Raw genomic sequence first — 26,135 nt, 5'->3', positions numbered from 1 at the left:
TTATTTCCCGGCGGCGGCCGCAAGCGGCTTCTCTTTTTTTCTGCCGGGTCTGAACAGCAGCAAAGCGAAAGCGATCAGCAGCACGATGGCAAACAGCGCAAAAACCCATTTCACCGTGGAGTAGCCATCGGGCGAAAGCTGAAACGGCCCCATCTGTACCACCTCAATCTTGTCCTCGTAGGTTTGCGCCGGCACAAAGACGATAGCCAGATCCTTGTCGCTTTTTCCCGCCAGGCCAGGAATGCTGGTGGAAACCATCTGCCGGATGCGCGGTTCGATGCTGTCCGGGTCCAGGCTATTGTGATATTTGATAAATACCGAAGCGGAAGCGGGCTGTACCGGCTCGCCGGGCGCCAGCCTTTCCGGCAGCACGACGTGGACGCGCGCCACCACCACGCCGTCGATCTGCGCCAGCGTCGACTCCACTTCCTGCGACAGCGCGTAAATATAGCGGGCACGCTCCTCCATCGGGCTGGAGATTACGCCGCTTTTCTGGAATACCTCGCCAAGATTGGTGCGCGCCTTGCGCGGCAGGCCGGCGGAATCGAGGATTTTCACGCTGCGCTCGATATTTTCCGCGTCAACCGAGACTGAAATCCCCGCTTTTTCGATCAGCTTTTGCGCGGCGATCTGATGCTGATTCAGTTCGGCGATGATATCGTTGGCGTCGTTTTCCGCCAGGCCGCTGTAGAGCACGGTTTTATCGCCACAGCCGGCCAGAAAAAGCGCCAGCGAGCCTATCATTAGCCATTTCAGCAAAAGTTTCATAGCGGCTTACTGTAGGTTGGTCAGTTTATCAATGCTCTGAACGCCTTTAGCGACGATTTTCGCATTCATTAAATTTTCAATATAGTAATTAGATAAAGCGGCGTTGGCCTGGCTGAACTCTAATAAATTGGAGGAGCGCGACGCTTTTTGTAAATCCTGATAGGCTTCTTTTCGCTGACGTTCATTATTATTTAATGAACTGGCGATGCCGGAGAGAAAGTTTGTGACTTCGGCGGGTGCGGAAACTTTTTCCACCTGCGGCTCTTTAAGCTGGGCGGAAAAAAAATCGACGTCGCTTTGCTGCGGTTCTGCCGTACTTTTTATTTGCGGAAGCTGGGTTAAATCTGACGGGGAGGAGTTTATTTTCATAGGGATCTCGCGCAAGACAAAAAAAGCAACGCGGGCCGCTTTCGCCGCCCGCGCCGTCAGTACTAGTACTGGATTTTTACCTGAGCGGCGGCGGAACCAGCCTTGCTGGCGCTGTCCGCGATGCCGTTCATTTTGTTGTTCTGCGCATCAAGCTTGGCCTTATCCACCATATCCTGCTGCATCTGGCCCTGGACTTCCTGCATCTGTGACATGAAGCTGGCGCCGTCAGTCGCGCTTTCTACTTTTGTTGCCGCTGCAGCTGTGTTCGCAATACCGCTGGATACTGTAGACATAGTGTGACTCCCGATTAAATTAAAGTTTAAACATCAGCGTATTCGTTTGTTAAGTGGGTGCGGCGCAGCAAGAGTTCCAAAGGAAATAAATTATTTTATAAAAAATATCAGGCGACGATATTCAGTAATTTAATACGGTGATAAAGCGTGCGGCGCGGAATGCCTAATTCATGCACCACGTCGTCGATTTTATGGCCGTGACGATGCAAACACTCTTTAATCAGGCTGCGCTCAATACGGCGCAGGCGATCTTTTAACAGCGTCGCTTCGCCTTCGCCCGGCGTAATATTGCAGAGCGGCGGCAGATGCAGCACGTGTCTTTCCGCCGCCGCCTTCAGCTCGCGGATATTGCCGGGCCAGCTATGCAGCAACAGCGCTTCATCCAACGCCAGCGATCGCGGCGGAATCGGCTGCTGTAGCCGCATCGCCGCTTCCTGAGTAAAGCGGCGAAATAGCGGAATAATCAGTTCCGCATGGGAGCGCACCGTCGGCGTCTCCAGCTTGATGGTCGAGAGACGGAAATAGAGGTCGCGACGGAAGCGGCCCGCTTCAACCAGCTCCGCCAGCGGCGTTTGCGAAGCGGCGATCACCCGCAGATCCAGCGGTACCGGCTGCGTGGAGCCGAGCCGGTGAATGGCGCGAGTCTCCAGCACGCGCAGCAGCTTGGCCTGCAGGATCAGCGGCATACTGTCGATTTCGTCCAGAAAAAGAATGCCCTTGTCGGAGGCTTCGATATAGCCGGCGCGGGAGTGGCTGGCGCCGGTATAGGCGCCGGCCATCACGCCGAACAGTTCGCTTTCCGCCAGATTTTCCGGGATGGCCGCGCAGTTCACCGAAATCAGCGGGCCTTTAGCGCCGGAAAGCTGGTAGATGCGGCGGGTCAGCGTATCTTTACCGGTGCCGGTTTCGCCTTCCAGCAGCAGATCGACTTTCAGTGGCGCAAGGTTATCAACCATCGGATGCAGGCTGGCGTGAATGTCGGTTTTGACTCGCTCAGCAGCCGTACCCGGCTCGGTAAGGAAAGCCGTGACTTTATCGCGACGGATACTGCCTGACTCTTTCTCACTACCCGTGACCATATTTTCTCCTGTCTTCCCTCGGACTATGCGGTTACCCGTTGCGAAATAAGCAGAAACAACAGGAAACCAGAAGCGGGCTGCTCGGGGATTTCATTTACTATTTATCAGCGCGGCATGGCGAGACTATCAGTTTCCTCTGAAGTTCTTGTGGGGATCTCCGGGTAGCAACGTAAGGAAATCCCTACAAAAATTTCTGAGCGTGGCGCTAAGTCAATGTAAACGAGCGCATTATCGTGATTACAAAACGTTAAGAATATGTAATTTAGTTTTCCGTAATTAAGACTTTGTCAGTGTCGTATGGAACGGTTAGGGCGCCGCCGCCACCCAAAACCGAGACGAAGCCTGACCCGCAGGCTGGCTCATTTCACTTAACAGAGGAAGCGATATGAAAATAGGCGGCGGTTTAAACGGCGCGTCCGGCGGCGGCAAAACGGGCGAGATGGATCTGACCACAAATCTGGTCGGCAAGGGTAAACAGAATGGCCCGGAGGCGGGCAATTTGGGCAACGTGCTGAGTTTTGGCACGTCGGCGCTAAACGGCAGCGGCGGCCAGGGCGTACAGTTCGGCGACAGCAAGGCGCTGGCTCAGACCGGCGAAAGCGGGAAAAGCCAGTCGGGCAGTAGCGAAAACACTATTACCCAGCTGCTGAATGCCATTCTGGAACTGCTGAAAGGCAGCGAAGCGAACAATGAGAAAAATGGCTCAGGTTCCGGCACGGGCAACGGATCTTCCGGCACTCAGGACGCCTCCGGCAGCGGCGACATCATGACTCAGCTGATGGAGATGATTAAGAAGATGCTGGGTCAGTCCTCTGAAGGATCGAACGCCTCCGGCCAGAACGGGTCGCCGTCCTCTTCCCAGAGCGGGAATTCCCAGAGCGGTAACGGATCCGATCAAACTCAGGACAGCAGCGGACTGGCGGCTAAGCTGGGCGGCGCGTTGCAGATGCTGGGGCTGGGCGCAATCCTTTCCGCACTCTCCGGCGGCGCTGGCGCACAGGGCGGCGGCGAAAGCAAATAGCCTTTGCGGCAAGCCTGAAGCGTTCAAAGCCCGTGACAGAGCAGGCGTCACGGGCGGCTCAATCCGCCACGGATGGCGCCCGCTTAGCAACCTTAAGGGCGATCCTCGATCGCCCTTTTTCAGTCAGGCCGGCAGTGTTCCTTTACCGGTGGCGATGGTATTAGCGAAATCCATGACCTTATCCACATAGGTGGCATCGCCCGTTCCCGTTTTCGAGATATCGCTTAAATCGCTGGTGTTGACGTTATTCGGCCCTGAGTTATAGGCGCGCAGCGCCGCGCCCATGCTGCCGTCAAAGGCGTTGAGCTGCTCTTTCATATAGAGCGCGCCAGCCATGATGTTGTCGTGCGCATTGTTCAGGCTGGCGTTGGCGCCCAGCAGATCGGGATTTTTACTCTGCAGATCGGCGAAAGTATTGCTGTTGACCTGCATCAGTCCCGCGTCCTGCAGCCCGTTACCGCCGTTGACCGTCGCCGCGCCCAGGTTGCCGCGCGACTCCTGCCAGATCTGCGCGGCCAGCACGTTAGCCGGCACGCCGGTAGCCTGCGCGGCGTCCTGAATATCGGCTTCATAAGGCTTGAGTGAGTCCGGCAGATGAAGATCGCTGCTGCCGACGGAGAGCGCCGCGCCGGTGCTTTGCGTTTGCTCCGCGGACAGCACGGCAAGAGTGGGCGAAGTCGTTTGCGCCGCGCCGTTTTGCGCTGTTGGACTGGCGCTGTTGAAGTCGATCGGCGTATTGCCGCTGCCTGAGCCGTTGCTGCTGTTTTCAGCCTGCTTGCCCTGAATGATTTGCAGTATGGTCGGCAGCACGGCCTTAAGGATTTCCCCTATCAGCTGCGACAGCTCGTTGTTTTGCGGCTGACTCTCATCGCTGTTCAGCAGGCTTGCCAGCGAAGTGCCCTGGCCGCTGGATTGGCCGAAATTAATCGCAGCGCCGGATTTCTCGTTAAGCGGGCCGGGCAGGTTATCCCCTGGCCGCAGCAGATCGCTGTTGAGCTCGGAGGAAAGAGGCGAAAAAGAAGTACCGGAAGAAACGGAAAGCATAGTTTTTCCTTTGGCGCAGAGGTAAGTGGTGAAGATGAGTGGCTTGCTGCGCAGGCGGGTTCCGCTCTGAAAGGAACTTCTGTGCCAGCCGCGCCACTCACAGCCACCCGTTCTGTCTGATGGAAAAATTATGCCTTTTAATCTCTTTGGCGCGCCTGCCAGCGCCAGCCGCCACTCGCGACAGTCTGACCCGAAAGTTATGCTGCCAGGCAAGCCTGGCCTGGAAGGAACGCATCAGGGGCGCGTTATTACCGTTACGGAAAGCCAGCAGCAGATTTTGAAAAAAGCGAACCGCTCGATTGAAGATACCTGGAAGGCGCTGGATAAAGGTTCCGCCAATCAACTCCACGATATTATTCATACGCGCGGCGGCGTGATAAAGCGCACGTCCGCCTGCCGGGCAGAAAGCACCACGGCGGAAAGTCGCCCCTGGCGCGCCGCACGCTTTCGCGCCGGCAACTGTGGCGAAATGGCGGCGGTGAACGGCCTGCTGCTGGCCTCTTCCGGCATTAGCGAGCCGGTGTCGGTGTGTAGCGCGCTGGATGGCGATCACGCTTTTGTTATGGTGGGCGACAAACGTATCAACGGCGAGCGTATTTACTCCGATGCCTGGCCGCTCTATGGCCGCGCCGACAAAGAACAGAATTATGAGCTGTCTAAACGCTACCGCATTGTCAAAGAGTATGCGCCTCAGGCCGCCAATCCTGACGTTCGGGAACAGTTGCTGCACGGCGACAAGGCCAGCCGCGAGGAAGTCAACTTGCTCTATCAGCGGGAAATGCGGCGTCAGGGCGAGCCGATCGACAGCAGGGATCTCAATTCGCTGAAGCATATCGCGCGTCGACACGGCGGCGGGCTCTATCAGCAGTATCAGGCGTCGAGAAACATCAACGTTTACTACCAGACTGAAAGCGGCGGCAGCGATACGCAACTCAAGCCGGAGATGAAGCGCTCGGTCTATGAATCCCGCAGGCGACGACAGGATGACGCGACCCGCGAAGAGGTTGCAGAACTGATGCGCAATGTTAATCGCGGCGTGTGATAACAGGATCCGGAGGAAAAAATGGCAGCCACAAAACGGTTGAAAACGCTGCTCGGGCCGCTGCTGCGGCAGCTGCGTATTGACGGCTCGCAGCTGGAGGAGAGCGAAAGCTATGTGATGGAGGCGCAGGGCATCACGCTACAGTGGGAGGAAAGCCCGCGCGACTATCTGACGCTAAGCTGCCTGCTGCCGATGCGCGAAAGCGACTTCAGCGATCCCGCCACGCTAAACGTGCTGCTGCAGTGTAATGCTCTGGGACTGGCCCATCCGCCCGTACTGACTGCGACGCTGCCGGAGCAGCGACAGGTGCTGTTGTGGAGCAGGGAAGCTTTCGTGCTGCTTGAGCCGCACCAGCTATTGACGCTGTTTGAACGCTTTACGCAACAGGCGGAAAAGGTGCAGCGTTTTTTACAGCTGCCGGCGGTGGAAAAAGAGTAGGGCGTTTACGGCAAAAATGAAAAGGGCCGCAGAAGCCGGCCCGTGACGATCAGTGCGGCTGTTCAAAGCCGGCTTTTACCATCTCTTCCCGGAAAGCGTTGGTAATAGCGCGATTACCGCCGGTGACAGGATAGACGACGTTATTAATGACGTCGTCAAGGTAGTGCTCGTCAAATTCCTGAAGCGTAAGCGGCGAGCCGCCTTCGTCGTTGATGGCGATAGAGCCATGAATATGGTCGCCAGCGTGCTGCGCCTTCAGGCTGTAGCGGCCCATACTGCTGTTTAACGTGCTCATAAGATCTCCTCATAACCGTCAGGGACAGGCATAACAGACAGGTTTATTGAGTCTGGTCAGCTTTGCCTGACCTGTCTAAGAATCCTCTGTAAAGAAATCACAGAGCGTGATCGCGATCGCGAAAAAAAACCAGGCGCGAATGTTGTTTTAATCTTTTGATTTTAATAGTTTTTTTATAGTTTCAGGAAAAAGTGTAGCGGTTGCAGCAGGTTAGAAGGCTTCGTTGAGCGTCGTGACGGGATCTTCCCTGTTCTGGCCGCCATATGACGAAAAAATGGTGCGAACCCCAGGGCGAAACGCTGGCCGCGATACGACGGCGTAGGCGCGTCAGGACGTGAGAAAAACCGCTGAAAAAGCGCAGAGTAAAAATCTTCTTCTATACTCAAGTGACTACACGGTAGTGATTTTTTTTATCTGGCTGAGGAAAATGGAATGAAGATTATTCTCTGGATTATTGCGATTATTTTTATTGTCGGCCTGCTGACGTTAACCGGCGTTTTCAAGATCCTTTTCTAATGGATCACAGGGTGACAATACGCGCGTATTGTCACCTTTTGCCGGAAGGTTTAGCCATGCCCGAAATCGTTTTGAGTTTTTCACTGTTTTCAGACAACGAATGGAAAAGATCGACTTCTTCTTCCGTCGTGGTCGGCATGAGACGCGGAAACAGGCAATCTTTTAACGTGATAGGTTTCCGGCAATGCGCGCATATCGCACCATGATGCTGACCAAAGCGATCGCCGCGAAAAGTAAATATGATTTCTGCGTGTCCGCATCTTCCGCACCGAATTCTCACGCCGGCTCCTTAAAGTTGCTGATTTAACCAGGATTAATCTTACCAAAAAAAGCCGCTGGAACGATAAATAATCTTTATCAGTTTCGCGAGATGATATTAACCTATAACAACATGATTAAAAAGGGGTAACTTTCCTTACTGCAGTTATTTACACTGCTGTGACGATTAATGTTATTTCTTTAGACACTTTTATTTTACTTTTTGGCTAAATAAGCATTCATTAGGCAGAATTAATGATCTGGATCAACATTAGTTCCGGTTAATTATGTTTGAAAACAGCCAGGCAGCGATCGGGCAGCGCTGCGCTTTCTTTAAGCAGACCCGCTTAAAACTTTCCCTGACGGCTAAATCAACGCGATTTCTTAAAAAAATGTACAGAGATGAAAATTTGTTCATCGTGCATTCAGGAAGCGTTTAGCCAAAGTAATTACAATATCGCCCGGATTTACATTATGTCTAAGGCTGCCGCTTTTAATCAGCAACGTCAGGCATTTTTTAACAACACCATTTGCGACCGGTAGATCAACATGAAACATATTCGCCTTTCTCTTCTTTTACTGAGCCTGGCCGGCACTGGAGGAGCGACCGCGTCGGCTCAGGCGCAAACGCTGGGCGCCGCGCTCTCCGACGGCTGGCAGAATTTCAGCGGCAAAGTCACCACGACATGGAACGAACCGCAGCATTACGATCTCTATGTTCCGGCAATTACCTGGCACAACCGGGCAACCTACGACCGGGCGCATATCGATAAGTATAATGAACGTCCCTGGGGCGCAGGCGGCGGTATCTCCCGCTACGACGAAAAGGGCAACTGGAACGGACTCTACCTGATGGCTTTTAAAGACTCCTTTAACAAATGGGAGCCCTTTGGCGGTTACGGCTGGGAAAAAATCTGGCGTCCGCTTGATGATAAAGATTTTCGGCTGGGGCTGGGCTACACGGCGGGCGTAACGGCCAGGGATAACTGGAAATATATCCCGGTCCCGGCGGTGCTGCCTCTTGCATCAATAGGTTACAGTAAAGCGACCTTTCAGATGACTTATATTCCCGGCACGCACAACAACGGCAACGTCTATTTCGCCTGGTTCCGCTGGCAGTTTTAACGGCGGAAAAAGGCTAAAATTAAAATCTGTCGGTCAAAAAGGCGATATTTATCACTTTTTCGTGAAAGGTTACTGGACAAAAGGCTCAGCAATTGCTGTACTAACTGCCGACACAGTTTAGTGTCCATTTTTCATGTAAAGGTAATATAGATGTCTAAGATCAAAGGTAGCGTTAAGTGGTTTAATGAGTCCAAAGGATTCGGTTTCATTACTCCTGAAGATGGTAGCAAAGATGTGTTCGTACACTTCTCTGCCATCCAGAGCAACGGTTTCAAAACTCTGGCTGAAGGTCAGCGCGTAGAGTTCGAAATCACCAACGGTGCCAAAGGCCCATCTGCTGCTAACGTTGCCGCTATTTAAGTTATCAGACAGAATTCTAAAAACCCGCCGAATGGCGGGTTTTTTTTTGCCCTCACGCTGGCGATGGATGTCCGGGAGGCAGAAGCCGTTTCCTGTCGAAGCCTTACGCCGCGCCTTTAGCCGGGTTTGCGTTAAAGAGTGTGGCAAAACATTATAAAAGAAACACTAATCATTCTACCTTGCCCCTGCCCGGCGGTTCTGAGCGCCATTTCGCCTTATTCTGTAACACACGGCTGCCGAAGAGAAGTTGCTTATCCTGAAGGGCAGGCTATAAAAATGGTACGACGAAAAGAGTTAAAACCCGCAGCGGAACGCAAGCCGCAGGAGAGAGGATGAGAATTCGACTGGCGAATACGCACGACGCTTTTGCCCTGAGCGCCCTGTTAACCGAGCTGGGCTACGCTAACAATGAAGCTTTTATCGAACGCCGGCTGGCTCAGCTGATTGACGATCGGGCAGAGCAGCTGCTGATCGCCGAGCAGGGCAGCACCGTGCTGGGTTTTCTCTCGCTGCATTTTATTCCGCAGCTCGCGCTGGCGGGTGATTTCGCGCGCATCAGCTATTTTTGCATTGCGGAAGGCAAACGTAGCGAAGGCGCCGGTCACCAGCTGTTGAGCTATGCCGAGAAGCTGGCGAAGGCACACGGTTGCGATCGCATGGAAGTCCACTGCAACGAGCATCGTATCAAAGCCAACGCTTTTTACGCCCGCGAAGGCTATAGCGAATCTCCTCGCTATCTGATTAAAAATCTGCCCGGCTAGCCTGTTCGCGGTGACAGGCCAGCGCCAGCGCGTCGGCAATGCTCTCTACGTTTTCTGTCGTTATCATCGCCGTGCAGACCCGAATAAACTGCCTACCGCCGCTGCGGCAGCGTTCGCCGGGCAGTACCGCAATGCCTCTTGCCGCCAGGGTTATCATAGCGAACTGCTCCGACTGAACCGGGATGCAGAGGCTGAGGCCATCGCGATCCGGCAGGTCGATGCCCCTATTTGCCAGCGCCGCCAGCAACAGTCGTCGACGCTGTTGATAGACTTCCCGCGCATGGGCTATCTGCCGTTGCGTTTCTTCATCCTGCAGTAGCCAGGCAACCGCCTGCTGAAGAATACGGCTGGTCCAGCTGGCGCCGAAATGACGCCATGACTGAATGCGCCCAATCAGCTTTTGCGGCCCGGAAAGCACTGCCAGACGCAGATCCGGCCCGTAGGCTTTCGAGAAAGAGCGAACGTGCAGCGTGCGTTCAGGATAAATTCGCCCAAGCGTGTAAAGCGGCTGGGCGGAAAGCTCGCCGATGCCGTCATCTTCAATAATCAGCGCCGTGCTGTTCGCCAGCGCCGCCGCCAGCGCTTCGCTGCGCGCCAGGCTGACGGTATGGCCAGTGGCCGAATGGGTACGCGGCTGATAGATCAGCGCCGATGCGCCTTTCTTCAGCAGCATCGCCAGCGCGCCCGGCAGCGGGCCTTCGTCATCGCACGCCAGCGGCAGGATCTCCGCGCCGAGATTGTCCAGCATATCCAGCAGGCGAGTGGCGGTGGGATCTTCAATGATGATCTTATCGCCAGGCCGAAACAGCGTCTGAATCAGGCCGTTCATGGCGTCAAAGCCGCCGTCGGTCGCCAGCCATGCCTCAGCTTTGTAAGGCCATCGCGGCGTTATCGCCGCCAGCAAGGCGGGTACGATGGCTTCGCGCCGATAGCTGTTGAGCGTCGGGCAGACCAGGCCCATCTGCATCGCCGTTTTCAGGTCGGGCAGCAGAGCGGGATCGGGAGCGGCCAGCGCCAGATCGGCACGAATTGCGCTGCCGTAATTGCCTATTTGTTCAAAGCGCACCGGGCGCGGCGTCAGGCTATCGCCGCAGACCCAAATGCCGCTGCGGCCTTTGCCCACCACCACTTTTTGCTGTTTTAGCTGGCGCCAGGCGGCGGAAATCGTCGCCGGACTCACCCCCAGTTTTTCCGCTAAATCCCGTACCGGCGGCAGCTGCGTGCCCAACGGGATCTCCCCTGAATGGATAAGCGCCGCCGTTTCGACAGCGATGCCTTTAACCGAAACGTCGGTTAAGCGCGAAGCGAGCCATGACAGATCCAGAGCCATAAGAAATCTCTTTGTTCAGTAACAAATAAATTATTGTACAGCTAATATTATCGACTTAGTATCAAAAACAGGCAGATTTTCCGCGCGCCAGGCGATGGCCGCTTTTGATAATAAGAGAGAAAGCATGGTAACGATCAGACTGGCGGTACGCGACTGGGACTATTTTACGCCGCTCGCGCTTGGCGATATTCGTCCTGAAGGCTTTGCGCTGGAAGTCCATCGCGTCGGCACGCTGGTAAACGACCTGGCGAACAGCGAAACGTACGACGCGGCGGAGATCTCCTTCAGCCGCTATGCTCAGCTCAGGGCCAGAGGCGACAGCTCGCTGTGGGCGCTGCCGCACTTTTTAATGCGCGGCTTTCGACAGCGCTGCATCATCACGACGGAAAACAGCTCGCTGATTTCGCTCGATCAGCTGAAAGGCAAGAGGATCGGCGTAACCGGCTGGCAGGATTCCGGTAACAGCTGGACCCGCGCGCTGCTACGCGAAGCCGGTGTGGAGATCGAGGACGTTTACTGGTACGCCGGACGGCTCACCGCAGACCATCCGATAGTGGACAGACTGGGCAGTTTCGGACGTCCGGGCCATATCGAAGCCGCGCCGGGCGAGCATCCCCTGATCGATCTGCTGAAGGTCGGCGAGCTGGATGCGATCTTTACGCCTTTTATGCCGCAGGGCTTTTTTAACGGCTCCGGGCTGCGTCAGCTGCAGCGCGACTTCCGCGAGGCGGAGCTGGCCTGGTTCAACCGGGTCGGTTATATCCCCGGTCATCATATTCTGGCTTTTAAGCCTGACATCGCCCGGCGCTATCCCGATGTTGCCGCTGAGTTAAGTGAGCTTATCGACCGGTCGGCACGGCTGTGGCACGAAAAACGTGAGAAATACGCCGACACCACGCCCTGGCTGCTCGACGATATCAGGCGCACCGCGCAGGATCTGCCCGCCGACTGGAATCGCAATGGTCTGGAGGCGAACCGTAAAATGATCGGGGATTTCGCCAGCGAACTTTTCGCTCAGGGAATTATCGCGCAACGCCTGACGCCGGAAGCGCTGTTTCCAACCCTTAACTACGGAGAGGCATAATGAAAGTCGCTTCAGGACAGTTTGCGGTCAGCCGCGAATGGCAGGAAAACGCAGCAATCTGCACGGATTTAATGGCGCAGGCGCTGGCTGGCGGCGCAGATCTGCTGGTGTTGCCGGAAGGCGTGCTGGCGCGTGATATCGCCGATCCGGATCTGGTGTTGAAAGCCGCCCAGCCGCTGGACGGCCCGTTTCTGACGGAGATCTATGCGGCAAGCCGCGGCAATAGCCTGACCACCATGATGACGGTGCACGTGCCGACCGACGACGGCAAAGCGTTAAACGTGCTGCTGGCCATCTGCAACGGCGAAATTATCGCGCGCTACGACAAGCTGCATCTTTACGATGCTTTTGCCATGCAGGAGTCCCGCAACGTCACGGCGGGCAACGAAGTGCCGCCGCTGGTGGAGGTCGCCGGAATGAAAGTAGGGCTGATGACCTGTTACGACGTGCGTTTTCCCGAGCAGGCTCGTCGCCTGGCGCTGGACGGCGCGGAGGTGCTGGTGCTGCCGGCAGCCTGGGTTAAAGGCCCGCTGAAGGAGATGCACTGGGAGGTGCTGGTGACGGCGCGCGCGCTGGAAAACACCTGCTACATGGTTGCGGTTGGTGAGTGCGGGCCGCGCAATATCGGCTGTAGCCTGACGGTAGATCCGCTGGGCGTGGCGATCGCCAGAGCTGCGGAAGCGCCGATGCTGCTTTTCGCCGAGCTGGAACCGGCCCGCGTCGCCCATGCGCGCAGCGTGCTGCCGGTGCTGGAAAACCGTCGTTTTTCCCGTCCTGAACTCAATTAGCGGAGAAGATAATGAAAACAGCTACCGCTCTTGTGCTGGCCGTAAGTTTAGCCACGGGTCTGGCTCAGGCCGCCGACGCCATTCCTGTTGTTAAAATGGACCAGGCGCTGCACGACCGACTGCCTGCGTCGATTAAGCAGGCCGGCAAGATGATTTCCGTCAATAACGGCTCTTTTCCTCCCTACGAAATTGTCGAAGGGCCAACGTCAATGAGCGGCGCATCCGCCGATCTGACCGAGGCGCTGGCTCAGCTGCTGGGCGTTAAAATAGAACACGCTACGGTCAGCGGCCTTTCGGGCGTGCTGGCGGGGATTAAATCAGGACGCTATCAGCTGGCGATTGGGCCGGTAGGCGACTATCCCGACCGCCAACAGCAAAACGATTTTATCGATTATGTGCAGGAGTTTGTGGTCTTCGCCGTACAAAAAGGCAATCCGGCGAAAATCAACGGCCTGCAGGATACCTGCGGCAAGCGCATCGCGGTGATGGCGGCAGGCTCGGCCGAGCAGGTAATCCGCAAGCAGTCGCAGGCCTGTACGGAAGCGGGCAAACCGGGCGTGACGGTGCAATCCTTTACCGATCAGCCTTCCTCTATCCTTGCCGTACGTTCGAAACGGTCGGACGCCTTTTTCTCCTCCCAGGCGCCACTGGTTTATTTTGTCGGACAGGCGCACGGCCAGCTGGAGCTGACCGGCCAGGGGAGCAAAAACGGCTTCGGCGATATTTTTCAGGGCACCGTGGTGCCGAAAAATTCTGAACTCGGCAAAGTGGTGCTGGACGGCTACAAAATGCTGTTTGCCAACGGCACCTACGCGGCGATTATGAAAAAGTGGCAGCTGACGGGCAATATGATTAAGGCGCCCGGCATCAATCTGGCGCAGGGGACGGCAAAATGAGATCTACCGATACGCCTGCACGCATCAGGGAAAGCGAGCAACGCAATGTCGCGTTTGCCCGCGCTAAGCCTCGCTATGGACGGCTGATCGCCTGGATTGCCGTGCTGTGCGTAGCGGCTAACGCTGGCTGGCTGGTGGCGACCAACCCGAATTTTGAATGGAGCGTGGTAGGACAATGGTTTACCGAAGCCTCGGTGCTGAAAGGGCTACAGGTCACGCTGGGACTTACCGTGGTTTCAATGATCGCCGGCACGCTGCTGGGCCTGCTGCTGGCGGTGGCGCGGCTCTCCGATAACCGGCTGCTCAGTGGCCTGGCGGGATTGTATATCTGGTTTTTCCGCGGCACGCCGCTGCTGGTGCAGCTGATCTTCTGGTATAACATGTCAACGCTGTTTCCCGCCATTACGCTGGGCCTGCCTTTTAACGGGCCGGTATTCGCCAGCTGGAACACCAACGATCTCATCACGCCGCTGACCGCCGCGATTGCGGGCCTGGCGCTGAACGAAGCCGCCTATATGGCCGAGATTATCCGCGCCGGGCTACAGTCGGTAGACAATGGTCAGGTCGAGACAACGCAGGCTTTCGGGATGAGCCGCGCCCGCGCGCTGCGCCGTATTATTATTCCCCAGGCGATGCGATCGATTATTCCGCCGACGGGCAACCAGCTGATCAGCATGATTAAGGCAACCTCGCTGGTCAGCGTGATCGCCATGGGCGATCTGCTCTATTCGGTACAGTCGATCTACAACCGCACGTTTGAAGTGATCCCCATGCTGATGGTGGCGGTGATCTGGTATCTGTTGATTACCTCCGTGCTCAACGTCGGCCAGTCGGCCATCGAGCGTTATTACTCCCGCGGCGTACGGCGTAGCGTTTCCGTAGCGAAACGGCCTGCGGCAATAGCGCCTCGTCCTTTACTGCATAAGGAGGAACTGTGAATCAGCCGCTGGTGCGGGCGCGCAACGTGCAAAAAAGCTACGGCGACAACGAGGTGCTGAAAGGCATCGATCTGGATGTGATGCCGGGCGAAGTGGTGGTGATTCTGGGGCCATCCGGCTCGGGGAAATCCACTTTTCTACGCTGTATCAATCACCTGGAGGAGATGAACGCCGGTTCGATTATGCTGGGCGAAGAGCAGATCGGCTACGAGCTGAAAAAGGGGCGGCTACAGCGGCTTTCCGCACGCCGCATCGCTCGCCAACGCCAGCGCATCGGCATGGTGTTTCAGCAGTTCAACCTCTATCCACATATGACAGTGTTGCAGAATATTATTGAGGCGCCGATTGGCGTGCATAAGCAGTCGCGGCAGGAGGCGACGCGCTATGCTGGCGAACTGCTGGCAACGGTGGGATTAAGCGATAAGGCGGACGCATGGCCGCGTCATCTTTCCGGTGGTCAGCAGCAGCGCGTCGCCATTGCCAGAGCGCTCGCCATACGGCCCGAGCTGATGCTGTTTGACGAGCCTACTTCCGCGCTCGATCCTGAACTGGTCGGCGAAGTGTTGGCTACCATGCGCACGCTGGCGGAGCGTGGCCTGACGATGATCGTGGTGACGCATGAGATTGGCTTCGCCCGCGAGGCGGCGGATCGCGTGGTGTTTATGGATGGCGGCGTGGTGGTGGAGCAGGGGCCGCCGGAAGAGGTGCTGGTAAATCCCCGTCATCCGCGATTTCAGGCTTTCCTGAGCCGTTTTATCTGATATTATTCGTCGGCCCTTTGTGCAGTTCTTACTCTGTTACAGATGGCGGTTGTATTGACCGACGATCTGCGCGTTAATACACTTCATGGTTATTGACCCTTACCGGTCCGGTTAAAAAAGAAGGTGTGTATGGAAGGTATCACTATTGCCAAACTGCTGATCATTGGCGCTCTGATTGTATTACTTTTCGGAACCAACAAGTTACGCTCGCTTGGCGGCGATCTGGGTTCGGCGATCAAAGGCTTTAAAAAGGCGATGAGCGACGACGACACCTCCGCGAAGAAAGCGCCTGTCGCTGAAGAAAAAGCGGCTGAGCAGGTTGCTCATAAAGAGTAACGTGCCGCATAAAGCGATAAAAAAACGGATGACACTGTCATCCGTTTTTGTTTTCAGGCGCCGGCGTTATTTCACTTCCAGCCCTTTCGCCTGCATATCCGCATGGTAGGAAGAGCGCACGAACGGGCCGCAGGCCGCATGGGTGAAGCCCATCGCCATCGCCGCCTCTTTCATCTCGTCGAATTCGGCCGGACTGACGTAGCGCTGTACCGGCAGATGGTGACGGCTTGGCTGTAAATATTGTCCCAGCGTCAGCATGGTGACGCCGTGGCGGCGCAGATCGCGCATCACTTCCACAATCTCTTCGTTGGTTTCGCCCAGGCCAACCATCAGTCCCGATTTGGTAGGGATCTCAGGATGCGCCTCTTTAAATCGCTCCAGCAGCTTCAGCGACCACTCATAGTTGGCGCCCGGACGCACCTGACGATAGACGCGCGGCACGTTTTCCAGGTTGTGGTTAAACACGTCCGGCGGCGTGGCGTTAAGGATATCCAGCGCGCGATCCATACGGCCGCGGAAATCCGGCACCAGGGTTTCAATTTTAATGTTTGGACTTTTCGCACGGATAGCGCTGATACAGTCGGCAAAGTGCTGAGCGCCGCCGTCGCGCAGGTCGTCGCGGTCAACAGAGGTGATCACCACGTAGCGCAGGCCCATATCGGCAATAGTTTGCGCCAGCTTTTCCGGTTCGTTAACATCCGGCTGCACGGGACGGCCGTGCGCCACGTCGCAGAAAGGGCAGCGACGGGTGCAGATAGCGCCCAGGATCATAAACGTGGCGGTGCCGTGGTTAAAACATTCGGCAAGGTTAGGGCAGGAAGCCTCTTCACAGACGGAGTGCAGACCGTTTTTACGCATGGCGGCCTTGATGCCCTGAATGCGGCTGGAGTCGGCAGGGAGTTTGATCTTCATCCACTCCGGCTTACGTAGAATCTCTGTGCGTTCGGTGACCACGGTTTTCACCGGGATCAGCGCCATCTTATCCGCGTCGCGGTATTTGACGCCGCGTTCCATCTGAATAGGTTTACTCATAATCTTGCTGTTTCCAGGTTGGCATGCGCTAGTCAGCCGCGTGACATTCAAATTTTTTTGAGAAAAGCGCAAAAATTATATCATCTTGCGGCGCCGGTTTCAGCCGGGTCGGATGAGAAAATGTGACGAAATTGTAAAGTTAAAGCGGCCGTCACCGATCCAGCCATTTAACATCCGTCACCGCCAGCTCGCGCGCGAAGTGCTTCACCAGCAGCGGCTGTACATCCGCCAGCGTCACGCCTTCTTTAAAAGCGGCGAGCTGCGTCATTTCCAGCCCGGCGTAGCCGCAGGGATTAATGCGCATAAAAGGTGAAAGATCCATCGCCACGTTCAGCGCCAGCCCGTGAAAAGAGCAGCCGTTGCGAATACGCAGGCCCAGCGAACAGATCTTTTTGCCGTCGACGTACACGCCCGGCGCATCCGCTCTGGCGGCGGCCACGACACCGTAATCCGCCAGCGTGGCGATAACCGTTTGCTCAATAGCGGTAACCAGCTCCCGCACGCCGGTTTTGCGGCGCCGCAGATTGACCAGCACATACATAACCTGCTGACCTGGCCCGTGATAGGTGATCTGTCCGCCACGATCGCTCTGCATCACCGGAATGTCGCCCGGCGTCAGCAGATGTTCGGCTTTGCCCGCCTGGCCCTGAGTGAAAACCGGCGGATGCTCCACCAGCCAGAGCTCATCCGGCGTTTCCTGAGTGCGTTGATTGGTGAAGTCGTGCATTGCCTGGGAAACGGGTGCCCAAGGCTGCAGGCCGAGCTGACGAACGAATAGGGTATCCTGATGCATGGAGAGTCCGGTCAGGGAAGAAAGAAGGGAGTATAACGCCGAACGAGGGCTGCGGTCAGCCCCCGAACGGTCACGGCTACAGCACCATCCGCACGATCTCTATCTTGCCCAGCTCTTCATACAGCGTTTCCACCTGTTCGATGTGGGTCGCTGTGATGGTGATAGAGACGGAATGGTAGTTGCCTTTGCTGCTTGGTTTAACATCCGGAGAGTAGTCGCCGGGCGCGTGACGCTGCACGACTTCGACTACTTGATCAACCAGCTCCGGCTGCGCCAGACCCATCACTTTATAGGTGAAAGGGGTTGGAAACTCGAGCAGTTCTTTAAGATTGGTTTTCATAGGGGCTCCGGTAATGCCAAAACAAAGACTCCCGCGTCAGCGGGAGCCTGGATATAAATTTAATATGGGGTGCATTCAGACTGAAATCAAGCGTCCGCGTGCGGCTTAGCCGAACCAGTGATGGAACATCAGCTTGATGTAATCGACGATACGGCCGAAGAAGCCGCCTTCCGGCACTTCATTCAGCACCACCAGCGGATGCTGCTCAATGGTTTTGCCGTCGAGCTGGAAGTTGATAGTGCCCACGACCTGGTTTTTCGCCAGCGGCGCATGCAGCTCGGTATTGCTCAGCGTGTAGCTGGCTTTCAGATCTTTCATGCGGCCGCGTGGGATAGTCAGATAGACATCTTTCTGCACGCCCAGCTGTACGCGGTCGCTGTTGCCGAACCAGACCGGCTCGGAAGCGAACTCTTTGCCCGCCTTCAGCGGCGCCACGGTTTCAAAGAAACGGAAGCCCCAGGTCAGCAGTTTTTTGCTTTCGGTTTCGCGACCTTTATAGGTATGGCCGCCCATGACTGCGGAGATCAGTCGCATCTGGCCTTCCGTAGCGGAAGCCACCAGGTTATAGCCTGCGGATTCCGTATGGCCGGTCTTGATGCCGTCAACGTGCAGGCTGGTATCCCACAGCAGGCCGTTGCGGTTGGTCTGGCGAATATTGTTAAAGGTGAACTCTTTCTCTTTATAGACGGCGTATTCGTCCGGCACGTCGCGGATCAGCGCCTGGCCAATCAGCGCCATATCGCGGGCCGAGCTGTACTGGCCTTCGGCGTCCAGGCCGTGCACGGTCTGGAAGTGGGTGTTCTGCAGGCCCAGCGCCTTAACATAGTTGTTCATCAGGCCGACGAAAGCGTCCTGGCTGCCCGCTACGTAGTCCGCCATCGCCACGCAGGCGTCATTGCCGGACTGCAGTACGATGCCGCGCGTCAGCTGGGAAACCGGTACGCGGTCGCCCGGCTTCAGGAACATCAGCGAGGAACCTTTAAATACCGGGTTGCCGGTCGCCCAGGCGTCCTTACCTACGGTCACCACGTCTTCCTGATGAATTTTGCCCGCTTTCACCGCCTGGCCGATAACGTAGCTGGTCATCATTTTGGTCAGGCTGGCCGGATCGCGGCGCGCGTCGGCATTTTTCTCTGCCAGCACTTTACCGGAGTTGTAATCGATCAGCACATAGGCTTCTGCGTCGATATCCGGTACGCCTGGGATCATGGTTTTGATATTCACGTCTTCAGCGTGGGCGAAGGCGGTGAGGCTGAGGGCGATCAGCGAACCCGCCGTCAGGCGTTTGAACAGTTGGGAAGAGGTCAGAGTATTCATGTTGGGGACAACAACATCCATGGCTAAGTTAAAAAAGTGACTCACTATAGCAAATGCGTTTCCGGGCGGCATCCGTCTTTACCTGCGTTATCAGCGTAACGCGGGCAAAGACGGGAAGCCGTCACCTGCCGCCTGCTGCCGTGGTCACGAAAGAGTTGAGACTGGCTTCGCTGGCAAGCCGCTGCTGCAGCGCCGTCGCCTGCTGGCGTGAGGTGAAATTGCCCAGCTGCACGCGATAAACGTTACCGCTCATCGTCACCTTGCCCGGCACGCCGAACTGCTTGCCTAACGAAGAGGCCAGCTGATGGGCGCGAGCCGCATCGCTTAACGCGCCTGCCTGCACGACATAGGAAGCGCTTGCGACTGGCTCGGCAGCAGGCGATGAGACGGGCGCAGGCTGAACTGGAACGGGCGCGGCTACGACCGGCGCGGGTTCAGGCTCGCTGCCTTCCAGCACGCCGTTGGCTAACGGCTGCGGCGCGCCTAAAAATCCGCTGCTGCGCACCGGCGCGCCCAGGCTGTCATCGCTGCTCAGCGTGCTGTTGTCTACAGGACGCACATCGGGCTGCGCGGCGACGGCAGGCTGGGACATCTCACCGGAAGAGGCATCCTGCGACGCGGCCGCGCCGCCCATCACTACCATGCCGCCGCCGATATCAGGACGCGGCGGCAGCGCGTAGCTCTGTTTGGCGACGGTAGTGCCGACAGTGCCCGGGCCGGAAAGCGACCCGTCCGGCGCGACCTGGATATAGTCAATTTTTACGCGGGTATTGTTGGAGATATTCAGGCGGTCGCCTGCCGCTTTTGATAAGTCGATAATCCGGCCTGGCTTGTAGGGGCCGCGATCGTTGACGCGCACCACTATCTGCCTGCCGTTCGCCAGGTTAGTGACGCGCACGTAGGCGGGCAACGGCAGAGTAGGGTGCGCCGCCGTCAGCGCCTGCGGATCGTACTGTTCGCCGATAGCGGTGCGGCTGCCGTCGGCGCTTTCGCTGTACCAACTCGCCAGCCCGGTTTCGCTGAAGTTCGACGGATCTTTAACGATGCGGTAGTTCTGACCGTTAACGCGATAGTCCTGGTTGGCATTGGGGCTCAGCGGCTCATAGCGCGGCTCGACGCCGCCAATCTCCACAACAGGGCCGTTATAAGTTTGCTGCTGTTGGGTAACAGGTGCCTGCTGTTGTTCGCTGACACAGCCTGCCAGCAGCGCCGCAGCCAGACTAATACAGAGCCAATCCTTACGCATATAAGCCTCTTAAACGCTTTTCGACAACAGTTTACGGTGGGTATGAATCGACATAATAATGCCGAAGCCGGCCATCAGTACGATCAGGGCGGAGCCGCCATAGCTTACCAGCGGCAGCGGTACGCCGACCACGGGTAATATACCGCTGACCATGCCGATATTCACAAAAACATAAACAAAGAAAATCAGCATCAGGCCGCCGGCCATCACCCGGCCAAAAGTGGTTTGCGCTCTCGCCGCCATCAGCAGGCCGCGCATGATCACCAGGATATAGAGCAGCAGCAGCACCAGCACGCCGACCAGGCCCAGCTCTTCCGCCAGTACCGCAAAGATAAAGTCGGTATGGCGTTCGGGCAGAAACTCCAGCTGCGACTGGGTACCGTGCAGCCAGCCTTTACCGCGCAGCCCGCCGGAGCCGATAGCGATTTTCGACTGAATAATATGGTAGCCCGCGCCTAAAGGGTCGCTCTCCGGATCGAGCAGCATCATGACGCGGTCGCGCTGATAGTCATGCATCAGAAAGAACCAGAGCACCGGTATAAAGGCGGCGACCAGCAGCACGGCCACCAGAATCAGTTTCCAGCTCATGCCCGACAGAAACAGCACGAACAGGCCGGAGGCGGCGATCAGGATCGCCGTGCCGAGGTCGGGCTGCGCCGCCACCAGCAGCGTGGGCATAAAAATCAGCACCAGCGCGATGGCGGTGTTTTTCAACGTCGGCGGACAAACATCGCGGTTGATAAAGCGCGCCACCATCAGCGGCACGGCTATCTTGGCTATCTCCGAGGGTTGAAAGCGCACCACGCCCAGATCCAGCCAGCGCTGTGCGCCTTTACTGATATGGCCGAAGGCGTCCACGGCGACAAGCAAAATGACGCAGATAATATAAAGATAGGGCGCCCAGCCTTCGTAAACGCGCGGCGGAATTTGCGCCATTACCAGCATAATCACGATGCCCATCGCGATCTGGCCCAGCTTGCGCTCCATCATGCCCGGATCCTGGCCGCTGGCGCTCCAGATCACCAGCGCGCTGTAGACCAGCAGGGCGAAAATCAGGATAAAAAAGGTGGGATCGACGTGGATCCTCGTCCAGATCGTGCTTTTCTGGTGACGATCGTTCATGGTTATTCGCCTTCGTAGCCAGACGGCACCGGAGCGGCGTCTGGCAGGTTGGTGTTGTTGTCCCCGAGCATTATATGGTCGAGGATTTGTCGCATAATGGTGCCGACCGCCGGCCCTGCGCCGCCGTTTTCCAGAATCATCGCTACCGCTACGCGTGGATGATCGTAGGGCGCAAACGCGGTCATCAGCTTATGGTCGCGCAGCAGTTCAGAAATCTTGTGGGCGTTGTAGGTTTCGTTCTCTTTCAGGCCGAATACCTGCGCCGTACCGGATTTGGCGGCAATCTTATAGGGCGCGTCGAAGAAGCTTTTGCGCGCCGTGCCGTTAGGGCGGTTGGCGACGCCGTACATGCCGTCTTTGGCGATCTCCCAGTAACCGGAATGGATATCGGCCACCGGCGGGATCTCCGGCTGCTTCCAAGGCACCGTGACGTTATTCAGTTTGTTGGCCATCATCAGATGCGGCGTGCGCACGATGCCGTCGTTAATCAGAATCATCATCGCTTTATTCATCTGCACCGGCGTCGCCGTCCAGTAACCCTGGCCGATGCCTACCGGAATGGTGTCGCCCTGATACCAGGGTTTTTTGAAGCGTTTCATCTTCCATTCGCGAGTCGGCATGTTGCCTGCCGTCTCTTCCACCAGATCGATACCGGAAAGGCGGCCATAGCCGAACTTGCCCATCCATTCGGAAAGGCGGTCGATGCCCATATCATAGGCGACCTGATAGAAGAAGGTATCCGCCGATTCCTCCAGCGATTTGGTGACGTTCAGATGACCATGACCCCAGTGTTTCCAGTCGCGGAAGCGTTTTTCCGAACCGGGCAGCTGCCACCAGCCGGGGTCGAACAGGCTGGTGTTTTTATTGATCACGCCGGCGGAGAGCGCGGAAACGGCAATATAGGGTTTTACCGTGGAAGCGGGCGGATAGGCGCCCTGAGTCGCGCGGTTGATCAGCGGCCGGTTCGGATCCTGCAGCAGTTTGTTGTAGTCCTTGCTGCTGATGCCATCCACAAACAGATTCGGGTCATAGCTGGGCATGGAAACCATCGCCAGGATTTCGCCGCTGCGCGGATCGGTCACCACCACGGCGGCGCGGCTGCCCGCCAGCAGCGTTTCGATGTACTGCTGCAGCTTGAGATCGATAGTCAGCCAGATATCCTGTCCGGCCTGCGGCGGCTGCTCGTGCAGCTGGCGGATGACGCGGCCGCGGTTGTTGACTTCCACCTCTTCGTAGCCGGTTTTGCCGTGCAGGATATCTTCGTAATAGCGCTCAATACCCAGCTTGCCGATATCGTGCGTGGCCGCGTAGTTCGGCCATTTGCCCTCTTTATCCAGCCGCTCGACATCGCGATCGTTGATCTTGGAGACATAGCCCAGCACGTGGGTCAGGGCGGAGCCGTAAGGGTAGTAGCGGCGCTGATAGCCTTTGACTTCCACGCCGGGAAAAGCGTACTGATTAACGGCGAAGCGTGCGACCTGTACCTCATTCAGCCCGGTTTTAACCGGAATCGAGGTAAAGCGGCGCGAGCGCTTGCGCTCTTTTTCAAAGGCCGCGATATCTTCATCGGTGAGATCGACCACCTGGCGCAGCGCCAGCAGCGTTTTTTCAAGGTTTTCGACTTTTTCAGGAACCAGCTCAACCTGGTAGATAGTCCGGTTGAGCGCCAGCGGCGTGCCGTTGCGATCGTAAATAATGCCGCGGCTGGGCGCGACAGGCACCAGCTTGATACGGTTCTCGTTGGAGCGGGTACTGTAGTCGTTATAGCGAACAATTTGCAGATGATAGAGATTAGCTATCAGGATGCCGGAAAGCAGTAAGATGCCAAAAAAAGCGATCAGCGCCCGGCGAACAAACAGCGTCTGTTCGGCGGTATAGTCACGAAAGGCGTTACGTTGTAATTTCATCCGCTGCGTTAATCTGTCCGGTTAAGGGCTATTCGCGATGGTAAGGGTGATTGGCTGTGATGCTCCATGCCCGGTAAAGGCTTTCCGCCACCAGCACGCGCACCAGAGGATGAGGCAGCGTCAGGGCGGAGAGCGACCAGCTTTGCTCCGCCGCCGCTTTGCAGGCGGGCGCCAGTCCTTCCGGGCCGCCGATCAGCAGGCTGACGTCGCGGCCATCCTGCTTCCAGCGTTCAAGCTGCGCGGCCAGCTGCGGCGTTTCCCACGGCTGCCCCGGAATATCCAGCGTGACGATGCGGTTGCCTTTTCCCACGGCGGCCAGCATCGCTTCACCTTCTTTTTCCAGAATACGTTTGATATCGGCGTTTTTCCCGCGCTTGCCGGCTGGCACTTCGGTCAGCTCAAAAGGCATGTCTTTGGGAAAACGGCGCAGGTATTCCAGAAATCCGGTTTGCACCCAGTCGGGCATTTTGGTGCCAACGGCAACCAGCTGCAGCTTCACGCGTCAGCTCCAGAGCTTTTCGAGTTCGTAGAGGCGACGGCTCTCTTCCTGCATAACGTGCACGATGACATCGCCTAAATCGACCACCACCCATTCGGCGGAGGCTTTACCGTCGACGCCCAGCGGCTTCAGCCCGGCGGCGCGCGACTCCTGCACCACATGATCGGCGATGGAAGCGACGTGGCGTGTGGAAGTACCGGTACAGATAATCATGCAGTCGGTGATACTGGATTTGCCCTGTACGTTGACAGAAACAATATCCTGGCCTTTCAAATCGTCAATTTTATCGATGACGAATTCCTGGAGTGCTTGACCTTGCAAAAGGTTCCCCTCTGAATACGGTTGAATGAAATAGATCCGCCAGGCGGAAGCGCTATTATCCCACGTCAGCGTCGAAGATCCACGCTCCTGAGCCGAATAATTGTGTGCTTATGTGGACGCCCGCTTAAAAATCATGGCAGCGGAGAATAACAGTCCGTGGCTGAGAGTCAATGACCGCTGGCCGGATAGTTGTTTCAGGGCAGAGAGGCTGCGTGGCGCGTAGAGAGAAACGGCGAGCTGAAAGCGGAAGAGCGCGCTCGCTCTTCCGCCGGTTTTAACGCGGGTTAATCGGTAATCACCAGATCGGGGAAGTGCGCTTTGACGCATTCCGCGTAGTCGCCCTTTTTGAAGGCGCTGTAAGGCGTCTGATAGCCGACCAGTTTGCAGGCGTAGCTTTTACCGCCCGGATTTTTTTCGTTATAGTCCCAGTTCTCCTCCCAGTAGATGGGCAGCGCGCCTGCGCCGCCTTCCGAGAACTGCTTCATATTTTTACAGCCGAGTACCTCGTTAGCGGCAATGGGTACGTTCAGCTCTTTGGCAAAAGCCTCATAGTACTTGATACGGTTCAGCGACTGCGCCACTTCAACGCTGCCGCCGCACTCCACGCCGCCGTTGATGATCTGCGTGGTAACGCCGAAACCAGGCACCAGGCCATCCGCTTTATCCTGTGCGTTAGGCTGCCATGTCCCATCAATAACGAACTGCATGCTGGGCTTAGGCGGCTGCGGATAGATATAGAAGAAGATGGCGCTGGCAAGGTTGAGCCAGGTATCGGCGACCAGTTCAGGCTTATCCAGCAGGACGCGGACATCGCCGAACATCGCTTCTGAAAAGGGGCCGTAATTGTAGTTATAGCTGAGCTGCTTGGCGCCGCGGCCAAAATAGCTCAGATAGCGGCCTTCTTTATCTTTGCCGCATGGCCAGGCTTTGCCCTGCCAGGTGTCCGGGTTGCATTCGCCGTTGTAGCCGTTCGGCTGGCCTTCCACCCAGCCCATTTCGCGCACCCAGTGCAGGCCCTGACGCCATTCCGGCACGTCGCCGTGGACATTGTGCTCGCCGGTTTCCTGCGCGAAGTGCGCGAACATGGTCGCCAGGGTTTTACGACAGATGCCGTCCGCGTCGCGACCATCTTTAAAGTCGCCGCAGAGACGCGGGAATTTGCCGACCGCCTTCAGAAAATTGTCGTAGGTATAGGCGGCGTCGCGACGAGGGAAGAGATAATCCCAGCGTTTAGCGTCGATAATCTTTTCCACCCGCTTCACGTTATCCGGATTCTCTTTGGCGCCAGCGGTAATTTTTTCAACCTTTGCGTTATCCAGCGTGGCGATAGAAGTCATCACTTCGCTCATCAGGCCGCCGCTGGTCAGCTGCGCTTCGGTTTTAGCCAGCTCGGCGCGGGAAAGGGTCATGGAGGCTTCCGGCTGCGTGTCGCTGGCGTCTCCGCCGCCTGCGCTGTCGCTTGAGTAGATGGCCCAGGCTGACTTCCAGCCGTGACCTACGCCAGGTTCATAGGCCAGCGCACTGCCGCTGCACCAGGCGGCAACGCCCTCTTTGCAGATATAATTTTTTCCGGCATTGCTGACGATATCGCCAGATTTATAGGCGGTTCCCGCCACATAAGGCGGATAGTCGGATGGCGTGACTTCTGGCGCAGGATCGGGTTTTACCTCCGGCGTTGGGTCTGGCTTCACCTCCGGCGCGCCGCTGTCACGGACCAGCTCCCACGGCGTATCCCACGGATTTTCCACTACAGCGTCCGGCCGCTGACCCGCGCCGACCCACCATTTGGCATGATAGGTTTTGCCGTCCAGCGTGACGTAAGATCCGGCGGGATAAGTTTGCTGCGGATTATATAAGTCGTAAGCGAAGGCGTTGAAAGAGAGGGCTATGCAGCTTGCCAGCAGCAATTTTTTCATCTTATTTTCTTTCATTTTTCTTTCCCGGTAGAGAGGCTTTTTATTCCCACGCCCGGCGGCGAAGAAAATAAAAGTGGCCGCTGTGCGTGGGATCCGGGTCGGATTTTTGAAGCGTGGCTGCGCAGAAGCAAATCAATAAT

Annotated in this window: 30 protein-coding genes; 13 read left to right on the top strand and 17 right to left on the bottom strand. The window is 56.7% G+C overall.

The window, feature by feature from the left end; translation table 11 throughout:
* The 4 genes from sctJ to MKZ79_RS17325 all read right to left on the bottom strand — a co-directional run bounded on the left by sctJ (position 1) and on the right by MKZ79_RS17325 (position 2,509).
* Positions 1-768 (bottom strand): type III secretion system inner membrane ring lipoprotein SctJ, encoded by a 768-nt coding sequence (sctJ, locus tag MKZ79_RS17340; protein ID WP_336143852.1) that lies wholly within the window; start codon positions 766-768, stop codon positions 1-3.
* A gap of 6 nt (positions 769-774) precedes the next feature.
* The gene (locus tag MKZ79_RS17335) at positions 775-1,137 is read right to left on the bottom strand and encodes an EscI/YscI/HrpB family type III secretion system inner rod protein (RefSeq protein ID WP_336143851.1); all 363 of its coding nucleotides are present in this window, start codon (positions 1,135-1,137) and stop codon (positions 775-777) included.
* Between the two features lie 62 nt (positions 1,138-1,199).
* Positions 1,200-1,430: a hypothetical protein gene (locus MKZ79_RS17330; protein WP_336143850.1), complete on the bottom strand. Its 231-nt coding sequence runs from the start codon at positions 1,428-1,430 to the stop codon at positions 1,200-1,202.
* A gap of 107 nt (positions 1,431-1,537) precedes the next feature.
* Complete coding sequence (locus tag MKZ79_RS17325) at positions 1,538-2,509, bottom strand: sigma 54-interacting transcriptional regulator (RefSeq protein WP_336143848.1); 972 nt, start codon at positions 2,507-2,509, stop codon at positions 1,538-1,540.
* Positions 2,510-2,894: 385 nt separating this feature from the next.
* Between MKZ79_RS17325 and MKZ79_RS17320 the strand changes: the two genes are divergently transcribed.
* Positions 2,895-3,530, top strand: a complete 636-nt coding sequence (locus MKZ79_RS17320; RefSeq protein WP_336143847.1) for a hypothetical protein — start codon at positions 2,895-2,897, stop codon at positions 3,528-3,530.
* Between the two features lie 123 nt (positions 3,531-3,653).
* Here the strand turns inward: MKZ79_RS17320 and MKZ79_RS17315 are convergent, their stop codons facing one another.
* On the bottom strand, positions 3,654-4,574 hold the full coding sequence (locus tag MKZ79_RS17315; RefSeq protein WP_336143846.1) for a lytic transglycosylase domain-containing protein: 921 nt from the start codon (positions 4,572-4,574) through the stop codon (positions 3,654-3,656).
* 130 nt (positions 4,575-4,704) lie between these two features.
* Here MKZ79_RS17315 and MKZ79_RS17310 point away from each other — a divergent pair, with 130 nt between their 5' ends.
* Together MKZ79_RS17310 and MKZ79_RS17305 are read left to right on the top strand one after the other, a co-directional pair.
* A complete protein-coding gene (locus MKZ79_RS17310) occupies positions 4,705-5,616 on the top strand; it encodes a hypothetical protein (RefSeq protein ID WP_336143844.1) in 912 nt (303 codons plus the stop codon).
* 21 nt (positions 5,617-5,637) lie between these two features.
* A complete protein-coding gene (locus MKZ79_RS17305; protein ID WP_336143843.1) occupies positions 5,638-6,054 on the top strand; it encodes a CesT family type III secretion system chaperone in 417 nt (138 codons plus the stop codon).
* A 49-nt stretch (positions 6,055-6,103) separates the two neighbouring features.
* On the opposite strand, the gene MKZ79_RS17300 is transcribed toward MKZ79_RS17305, so the two are convergent.
* On the bottom strand, positions 6,104-6,349 hold the full coding sequence (locus MKZ79_RS17300; RefSeq protein ID WP_336143842.1) for a hypothetical protein: 246 nt from the start codon (positions 6,347-6,349) through the stop codon (positions 6,104-6,106).
* Positions 6,350-6,781: 432 nt separating this feature from the next.
* Here MKZ79_RS17300 and MKZ79_RS21285 point away from each other — a divergent pair, with 432 nt between their 5' ends.
* From MKZ79_RS21285 to MKZ79_RS17285, 4 genes are all read left to right on the top strand, one after another.
* Complete coding sequence (locus MKZ79_RS21285; protein ID WP_442897173.1) at positions 6,782-6,865, top strand: hypothetical protein; 84 nt, start codon at positions 6,782-6,784, stop codon at positions 6,863-6,865.
* Positions 6,866-7,672: 807 nt separating this feature from the next.
* Entirely contained in the window at positions 7,673-8,248 is a 576-nt protein-coding gene (pagP, locus tag MKZ79_RS17295; protein ID WP_336143839.1) for a lipid IV(A) palmitoyltransferase PagP, read from the top strand.
* A 150-nt stretch (positions 8,249-8,398) separates the two neighbouring features.
* Positions 8,399-8,608, top strand: a complete 210-nt coding sequence (gene cspE / locus MKZ79_RS17290) for a transcription antiterminator/RNA stability regulator CspE (RefSeq protein ID WP_004156612.1) — start codon at positions 8,399-8,401, stop codon at positions 8,606-8,608.
* A gap of 332 nt (positions 8,609-8,940) precedes the next feature.
* The gene (locus MKZ79_RS17285; RefSeq protein WP_336143831.1) at positions 8,941-9,369 is read left to right on the top strand and encodes a GNAT family N-acetyltransferase; all 429 of its coding nucleotides are present in this window, start codon (positions 8,941-8,943) and stop codon (positions 9,367-9,369) included.
* Here the strand turns inward: MKZ79_RS17285 and MKZ79_RS17280 are convergent.
* Positions 9,350-10,699 carry an aminotransferase class I/II-fold pyridoxal phosphate-dependent enzyme gene (locus tag MKZ79_RS17280; RefSeq protein WP_336143830.1) on the bottom strand — a complete coding sequence of 450 codons (1,350 nt, stop codon included), beginning with the start codon at positions 10,697-10,699 and terminating at the stop codon, positions 9,350-9,352. The genes MKZ79_RS17285 and MKZ79_RS17280 overlap by 20 nt on opposite strands.
* Before the next feature lie 124 nt (positions 10,700-10,823).
* Here MKZ79_RS17280 and MKZ79_RS17275 point away from each other — a divergent pair, with 124 nt between their 5' ends.
* The 6 genes from MKZ79_RS17275 to tatE all read left to right on the top strand — a co-directional run bounded on the left by MKZ79_RS17275 (position 10,824) and on the right by tatE (position 15,502).
* Positions 10,824-11,783, top strand: coding sequence for a nitrate ABC transporter substrate-binding protein (locus MKZ79_RS17275; protein ID WP_336143829.1), 960 nt, complete (start codon positions 10,824-10,826; stop codon positions 11,781-11,783).
* Positions 11,783-12,571: a deaminated glutathione amidase gene (locus MKZ79_RS17270; RefSeq protein WP_336143828.1), complete on the top strand. Its 789-nt coding sequence runs from the start codon at positions 11,783-11,785 to the stop codon at positions 12,569-12,571. The genes MKZ79_RS17275 and MKZ79_RS17270 overlap by 1 nt, the downstream gene beginning before the upstream one ends.
* Before the next feature lie 8 nt (positions 12,572-12,579).
* Positions 12,580-13,467, top strand: coding sequence for an ABC transporter substrate-binding protein (locus MKZ79_RS17265; RefSeq protein WP_336144004.1), 888 nt, complete (start codon positions 12,580-12,582; stop codon positions 13,465-13,467).
* Complete coding sequence (locus tag MKZ79_RS17260; RefSeq protein ID WP_336143825.1) at positions 13,464-14,405, top strand: amino acid ABC transporter permease; 942 nt, start codon at positions 13,464-13,466, stop codon at positions 14,403-14,405. The genes MKZ79_RS17265 and MKZ79_RS17260 overlap by 4 nt, the downstream gene beginning before the upstream one ends.
* Positions 14,402-15,166 (top strand): amino acid ABC transporter ATP-binding protein, encoded by a 765-nt coding sequence (locus MKZ79_RS17255; RefSeq protein ID WP_336143824.1) that lies wholly within the window; start codon positions 14,402-14,404, stop codon positions 15,164-15,166. The genes MKZ79_RS17260 and MKZ79_RS17255 overlap by 4 nt, the downstream gene beginning before the upstream one ends.
* Before the next feature lie 129 nt (positions 15,167-15,295).
* Positions 15,296-15,502: a twin-arginine translocase subunit TatE gene (gene tatE, locus MKZ79_RS17250; protein WP_336143822.1), complete on the top strand. Its 207-nt coding sequence runs from the start codon at positions 15,296-15,298 to the stop codon at positions 15,500-15,502.
* Positions 15,503-15,568: 66 nt separating this feature from the next.
* Here the strand turns inward: tatE and lipA are convergent, their stop codons facing one another.
* The 10 genes from lipA to MKZ79_RS17200 all read right to left on the bottom strand — a co-directional run bounded on the left by lipA (position 15,569) and on the right by MKZ79_RS17200 (position 25,995).
* Positions 15,569-16,534: a lipoyl synthase gene (gene lipA, locus MKZ79_RS17245; protein ID WP_336143821.1), complete on the bottom strand. Its 966-nt coding sequence runs from the start codon at positions 16,532-16,534 to the stop codon at positions 15,569-15,571.
* 151 nt (positions 16,535-16,685) lie between these two features.
* On the bottom strand, positions 16,686-17,327 hold the full coding sequence (lipB, locus tag MKZ79_RS17240) for a lipoyl(octanoyl) transferase LipB (RefSeq protein ID WP_336143820.1): 642 nt from the start codon (positions 17,325-17,327) through the stop codon (positions 16,686-16,688).
* A 76-nt stretch (positions 17,328-17,403) separates the two neighbouring features.
* Entirely contained in the window at positions 17,404-17,667 is a 264-nt protein-coding gene (ybeD, locus tag MKZ79_RS17235; protein ID WP_158783723.1) for a DUF493 family protein YbeD, read from the bottom strand.
* A gap of 105 nt (positions 17,668-17,772) precedes the next feature.
* Positions 17,773-18,984: a D-alanyl-D-alanine carboxypeptidase DacA gene (dacA, locus tag MKZ79_RS17230; RefSeq protein WP_336143819.1), complete on the bottom strand. Its 1,212-nt coding sequence runs from the start codon at positions 18,982-18,984 to the stop codon at positions 17,773-17,775.
* A gap of 121 nt (positions 18,985-19,105) precedes the next feature.
* Positions 19,106-20,230 (bottom strand): endolytic peptidoglycan transglycosylase RlpA, encoded by a 1,125-nt coding sequence (gene rlpA, locus MKZ79_RS17225; protein WP_336143818.1) that lies wholly within the window; start codon positions 20,228-20,230, stop codon positions 19,106-19,108.
* 9 nt (positions 20,231-20,239) lie between these two features.
* Positions 20,240-21,352 (bottom strand): peptidoglycan glycosyltransferase MrdB, encoded by a 1,113-nt coding sequence (gene mrdB, locus MKZ79_RS17220; RefSeq protein WP_336143817.1) that lies wholly within the window; start codon positions 21,350-21,352, stop codon positions 20,240-20,242.
* A 2-nt stretch (positions 21,353-21,354) separates the two neighbouring features.
* Positions 21,355-23,259, bottom strand: coding sequence for a peptidoglycan DD-transpeptidase MrdA (mrdA, locus tag MKZ79_RS17215; protein ID WP_336143816.1), 1,905 nt, complete (start codon positions 23,257-23,259; stop codon positions 21,355-21,357).
* Between the two features lie 28 nt (positions 23,260-23,287).
* On the bottom strand, positions 23,288-23,758 hold the full coding sequence (gene rlmH, locus MKZ79_RS17210; RefSeq protein WP_336143815.1) for a 23S rRNA (pseudouridine(1915)-N(3))-methyltransferase RlmH: 471 nt from the start codon (positions 23,756-23,758) through the stop codon (positions 23,288-23,290).
* Positions 23,759-23,761: 3 nt separating this feature from the next.
* Positions 23,762-24,079, bottom strand: a complete 318-nt coding sequence (gene rsfS / locus MKZ79_RS17205) for a ribosome silencing factor (protein WP_336143814.1) — start codon at positions 24,077-24,079, stop codon at positions 23,762-23,764.
* Between the two features lie 284 nt (positions 24,080-24,363).
* Entirely contained in the window at positions 24,364-25,995 is a 1,632-nt protein-coding gene (locus MKZ79_RS17200; RefSeq protein ID WP_442897169.1) for a glycoside hydrolase family 19 protein, read from the bottom strand.
* Positions 25,996-26,135: the final 140 nt, after the last annotated feature.

This window comes from Erwinia sp. CGal63 (genome assembly GCF_037026505.1).
Classification (GTDB): Bacteria; Pseudomonadota; Gammaproteobacteria; order Enterobacterales; family Enterobacteriaceae; genus Erwinia.
The sequence above is the reverse complement of the archived record's forward strand: the minus strand, read 5'-3'. Positions and strand labels throughout refer to the sequence as shown.

What these genes read in the sequence shown, in the direction of transcription:
- sctJ (WP_336143852.1), bottom strand. Translation starts at nt 768, where the DNA reads ATGAAACTTTTGCTGAAATGGCTAATGATAGGCTCGCTGGCGCTTTTT.
- MKZ79_RS17335 (WP_336143851.1), bottom strand. Translation starts at nt 1,137, where the DNA reads ATGAAAATAAACTCCTCCCCGTCAGATTTAACCCAGCTTCCGCAAATA.
- MKZ79_RS17330 (WP_336143850.1), bottom strand. Translation starts at nt 1,430, where the DNA reads ATGTCTACAGTATCCAGCGGTATTGCGAACACAGCTGCAGCGGCAACA.
- MKZ79_RS17325 (WP_336143848.1), bottom strand. Translation starts at nt 2,509, where the DNA reads ATGGTCACGGGTAGTGAGAAAGAGTCAGGCAGTATCCGTCGCGATAAA.
- MKZ79_RS17320 (WP_336143847.1), top strand. Translation starts at nt 2,895, where the DNA reads ATGAAAATAGGCGGCGGTTTAAACGGCGCGTCCGGCGGCGGCAAAACG.
- MKZ79_RS17315 (WP_336143846.1), bottom strand. Translation starts at nt 4,574, where the DNA reads ATGCTTTCCGTTTCTTCCGGTACTTCTTTTTCGCCTCTTTCCTCCGAG.
- MKZ79_RS17310 (WP_336143844.1), top strand. Translation starts at nt 4,705, where the DNA reads ATGCCTTTTAATCTCTTTGGCGCGCCTGCCAGCGCCAGCCGCCACTCG.
- MKZ79_RS17305 (WP_336143843.1), top strand. Translation starts at nt 5,638, where the DNA reads ATGGCAGCCACAAAACGGTTGAAAACGCTGCTCGGGCCGCTGCTGCGG.
- MKZ79_RS17300 (WP_336143842.1), bottom strand. Translation starts at nt 6,349, where the DNA reads ATGAGCACGTTAAACAGCAGTATGGGCCGCTACAGCCTGAAGGCGCAG.
- MKZ79_RS21285 (WP_442897173.1), top strand. Translation starts at nt 6,782, where the DNA reads ATGAAGATTATTCTCTGGATTATTGCGATTATTTTTATTGTCGGCCTG.
- pagP (WP_336143839.1), top strand. Translation starts at nt 7,673, where the DNA reads ATGAAACATATTCGCCTTTCTCTTCTTTTACTGAGCCTGGCCGGCACT.
- cspE (WP_004156612.1), top strand. Translation starts at nt 8,399, where the DNA reads ATGTCTAAGATCAAAGGTAGCGTTAAGTGGTTTAATGAGTCCAAAGGA.
- MKZ79_RS17285 (WP_336143831.1), top strand. Translation starts at nt 8,941, where the DNA reads ATGAGAATTCGACTGGCGAATACGCACGACGCTTTTGCCCTGAGCGCC.
- MKZ79_RS17280 (WP_336143830.1), bottom strand. Translation starts at nt 10,699, where the DNA reads ATGGCTCTGGATCTGTCATGGCTCGCTTCGCGCTTAACCGACGTTTCG.
- MKZ79_RS17275 (WP_336143829.1), top strand. Translation starts at nt 10,824, where the DNA reads ATGGTAACGATCAGACTGGCGGTACGCGACTGGGACTATTTTACGCCG.
- MKZ79_RS17270 (WP_336143828.1), top strand. Translation starts at nt 11,783, where the DNA reads ATGAAAGTCGCTTCAGGACAGTTTGCGGTCAGCCGCGAATGGCAGGAA.
- MKZ79_RS17260 (WP_336143825.1), top strand. Translation starts at nt 13,464, where the DNA reads ATGAGATCTACCGATACGCCTGCACGCATCAGGGAAAGCGAGCAACGC.
- tatE (WP_336143822.1), top strand. Translation starts at nt 15,296, where the DNA reads ATGGAAGGTATCACTATTGCCAAACTGCTGATCATTGGCGCTCTGATT.
- lipA (WP_336143821.1), bottom strand. Translation starts at nt 16,534, where the DNA reads ATGAGTAAACCTATTCAGATGGAACGCGGCGTCAAATACCGCGACGCG.
- lipB (WP_336143820.1), bottom strand. Translation starts at nt 17,327, where the DNA reads ATGCATCAGGATACCCTATTCGTTCGTCAGCTCGGCCTGCAGCCTTGG.
- ybeD (WP_158783723.1), bottom strand. Translation starts at nt 17,667, where the DNA reads ATGAAAACCAATCTTAAAGAACTGCTCGAGTTTCCAACCCCTTTCACC.
- dacA (WP_336143819.1), bottom strand. Translation starts at nt 18,984, where the DNA reads ATGAATACTCTGACCTCTTCCCAACTGTTCAAACGCCTGACGGCGGGT.
- rlpA (WP_336143818.1), bottom strand. Translation starts at nt 20,230, where the DNA reads ATGCGTAAGGATTGGCTCTGTATTAGTCTGGCTGCGGCGCTGCTGGCA.
- mrdB (WP_336143817.1), bottom strand. Translation starts at nt 21,352, where the DNA reads ATGAACGATCGTCACCAGAAAAGCACGATCTGGACGAGGATCCACGTC.
- mrdA (WP_336143816.1), bottom strand. Translation starts at nt 23,259, where the DNA reads ATGAAATTACAACGTAACGCCTTTCGTGACTATACCGCCGAACAGACG.
- MKZ79_RS17200 (WP_442897169.1), bottom strand. Translation starts at nt 25,995, where the DNA reads ATGAAAAAATTGCTGCTGGCAAGCTGCATAGCCCTCTCTTTCAACGCC.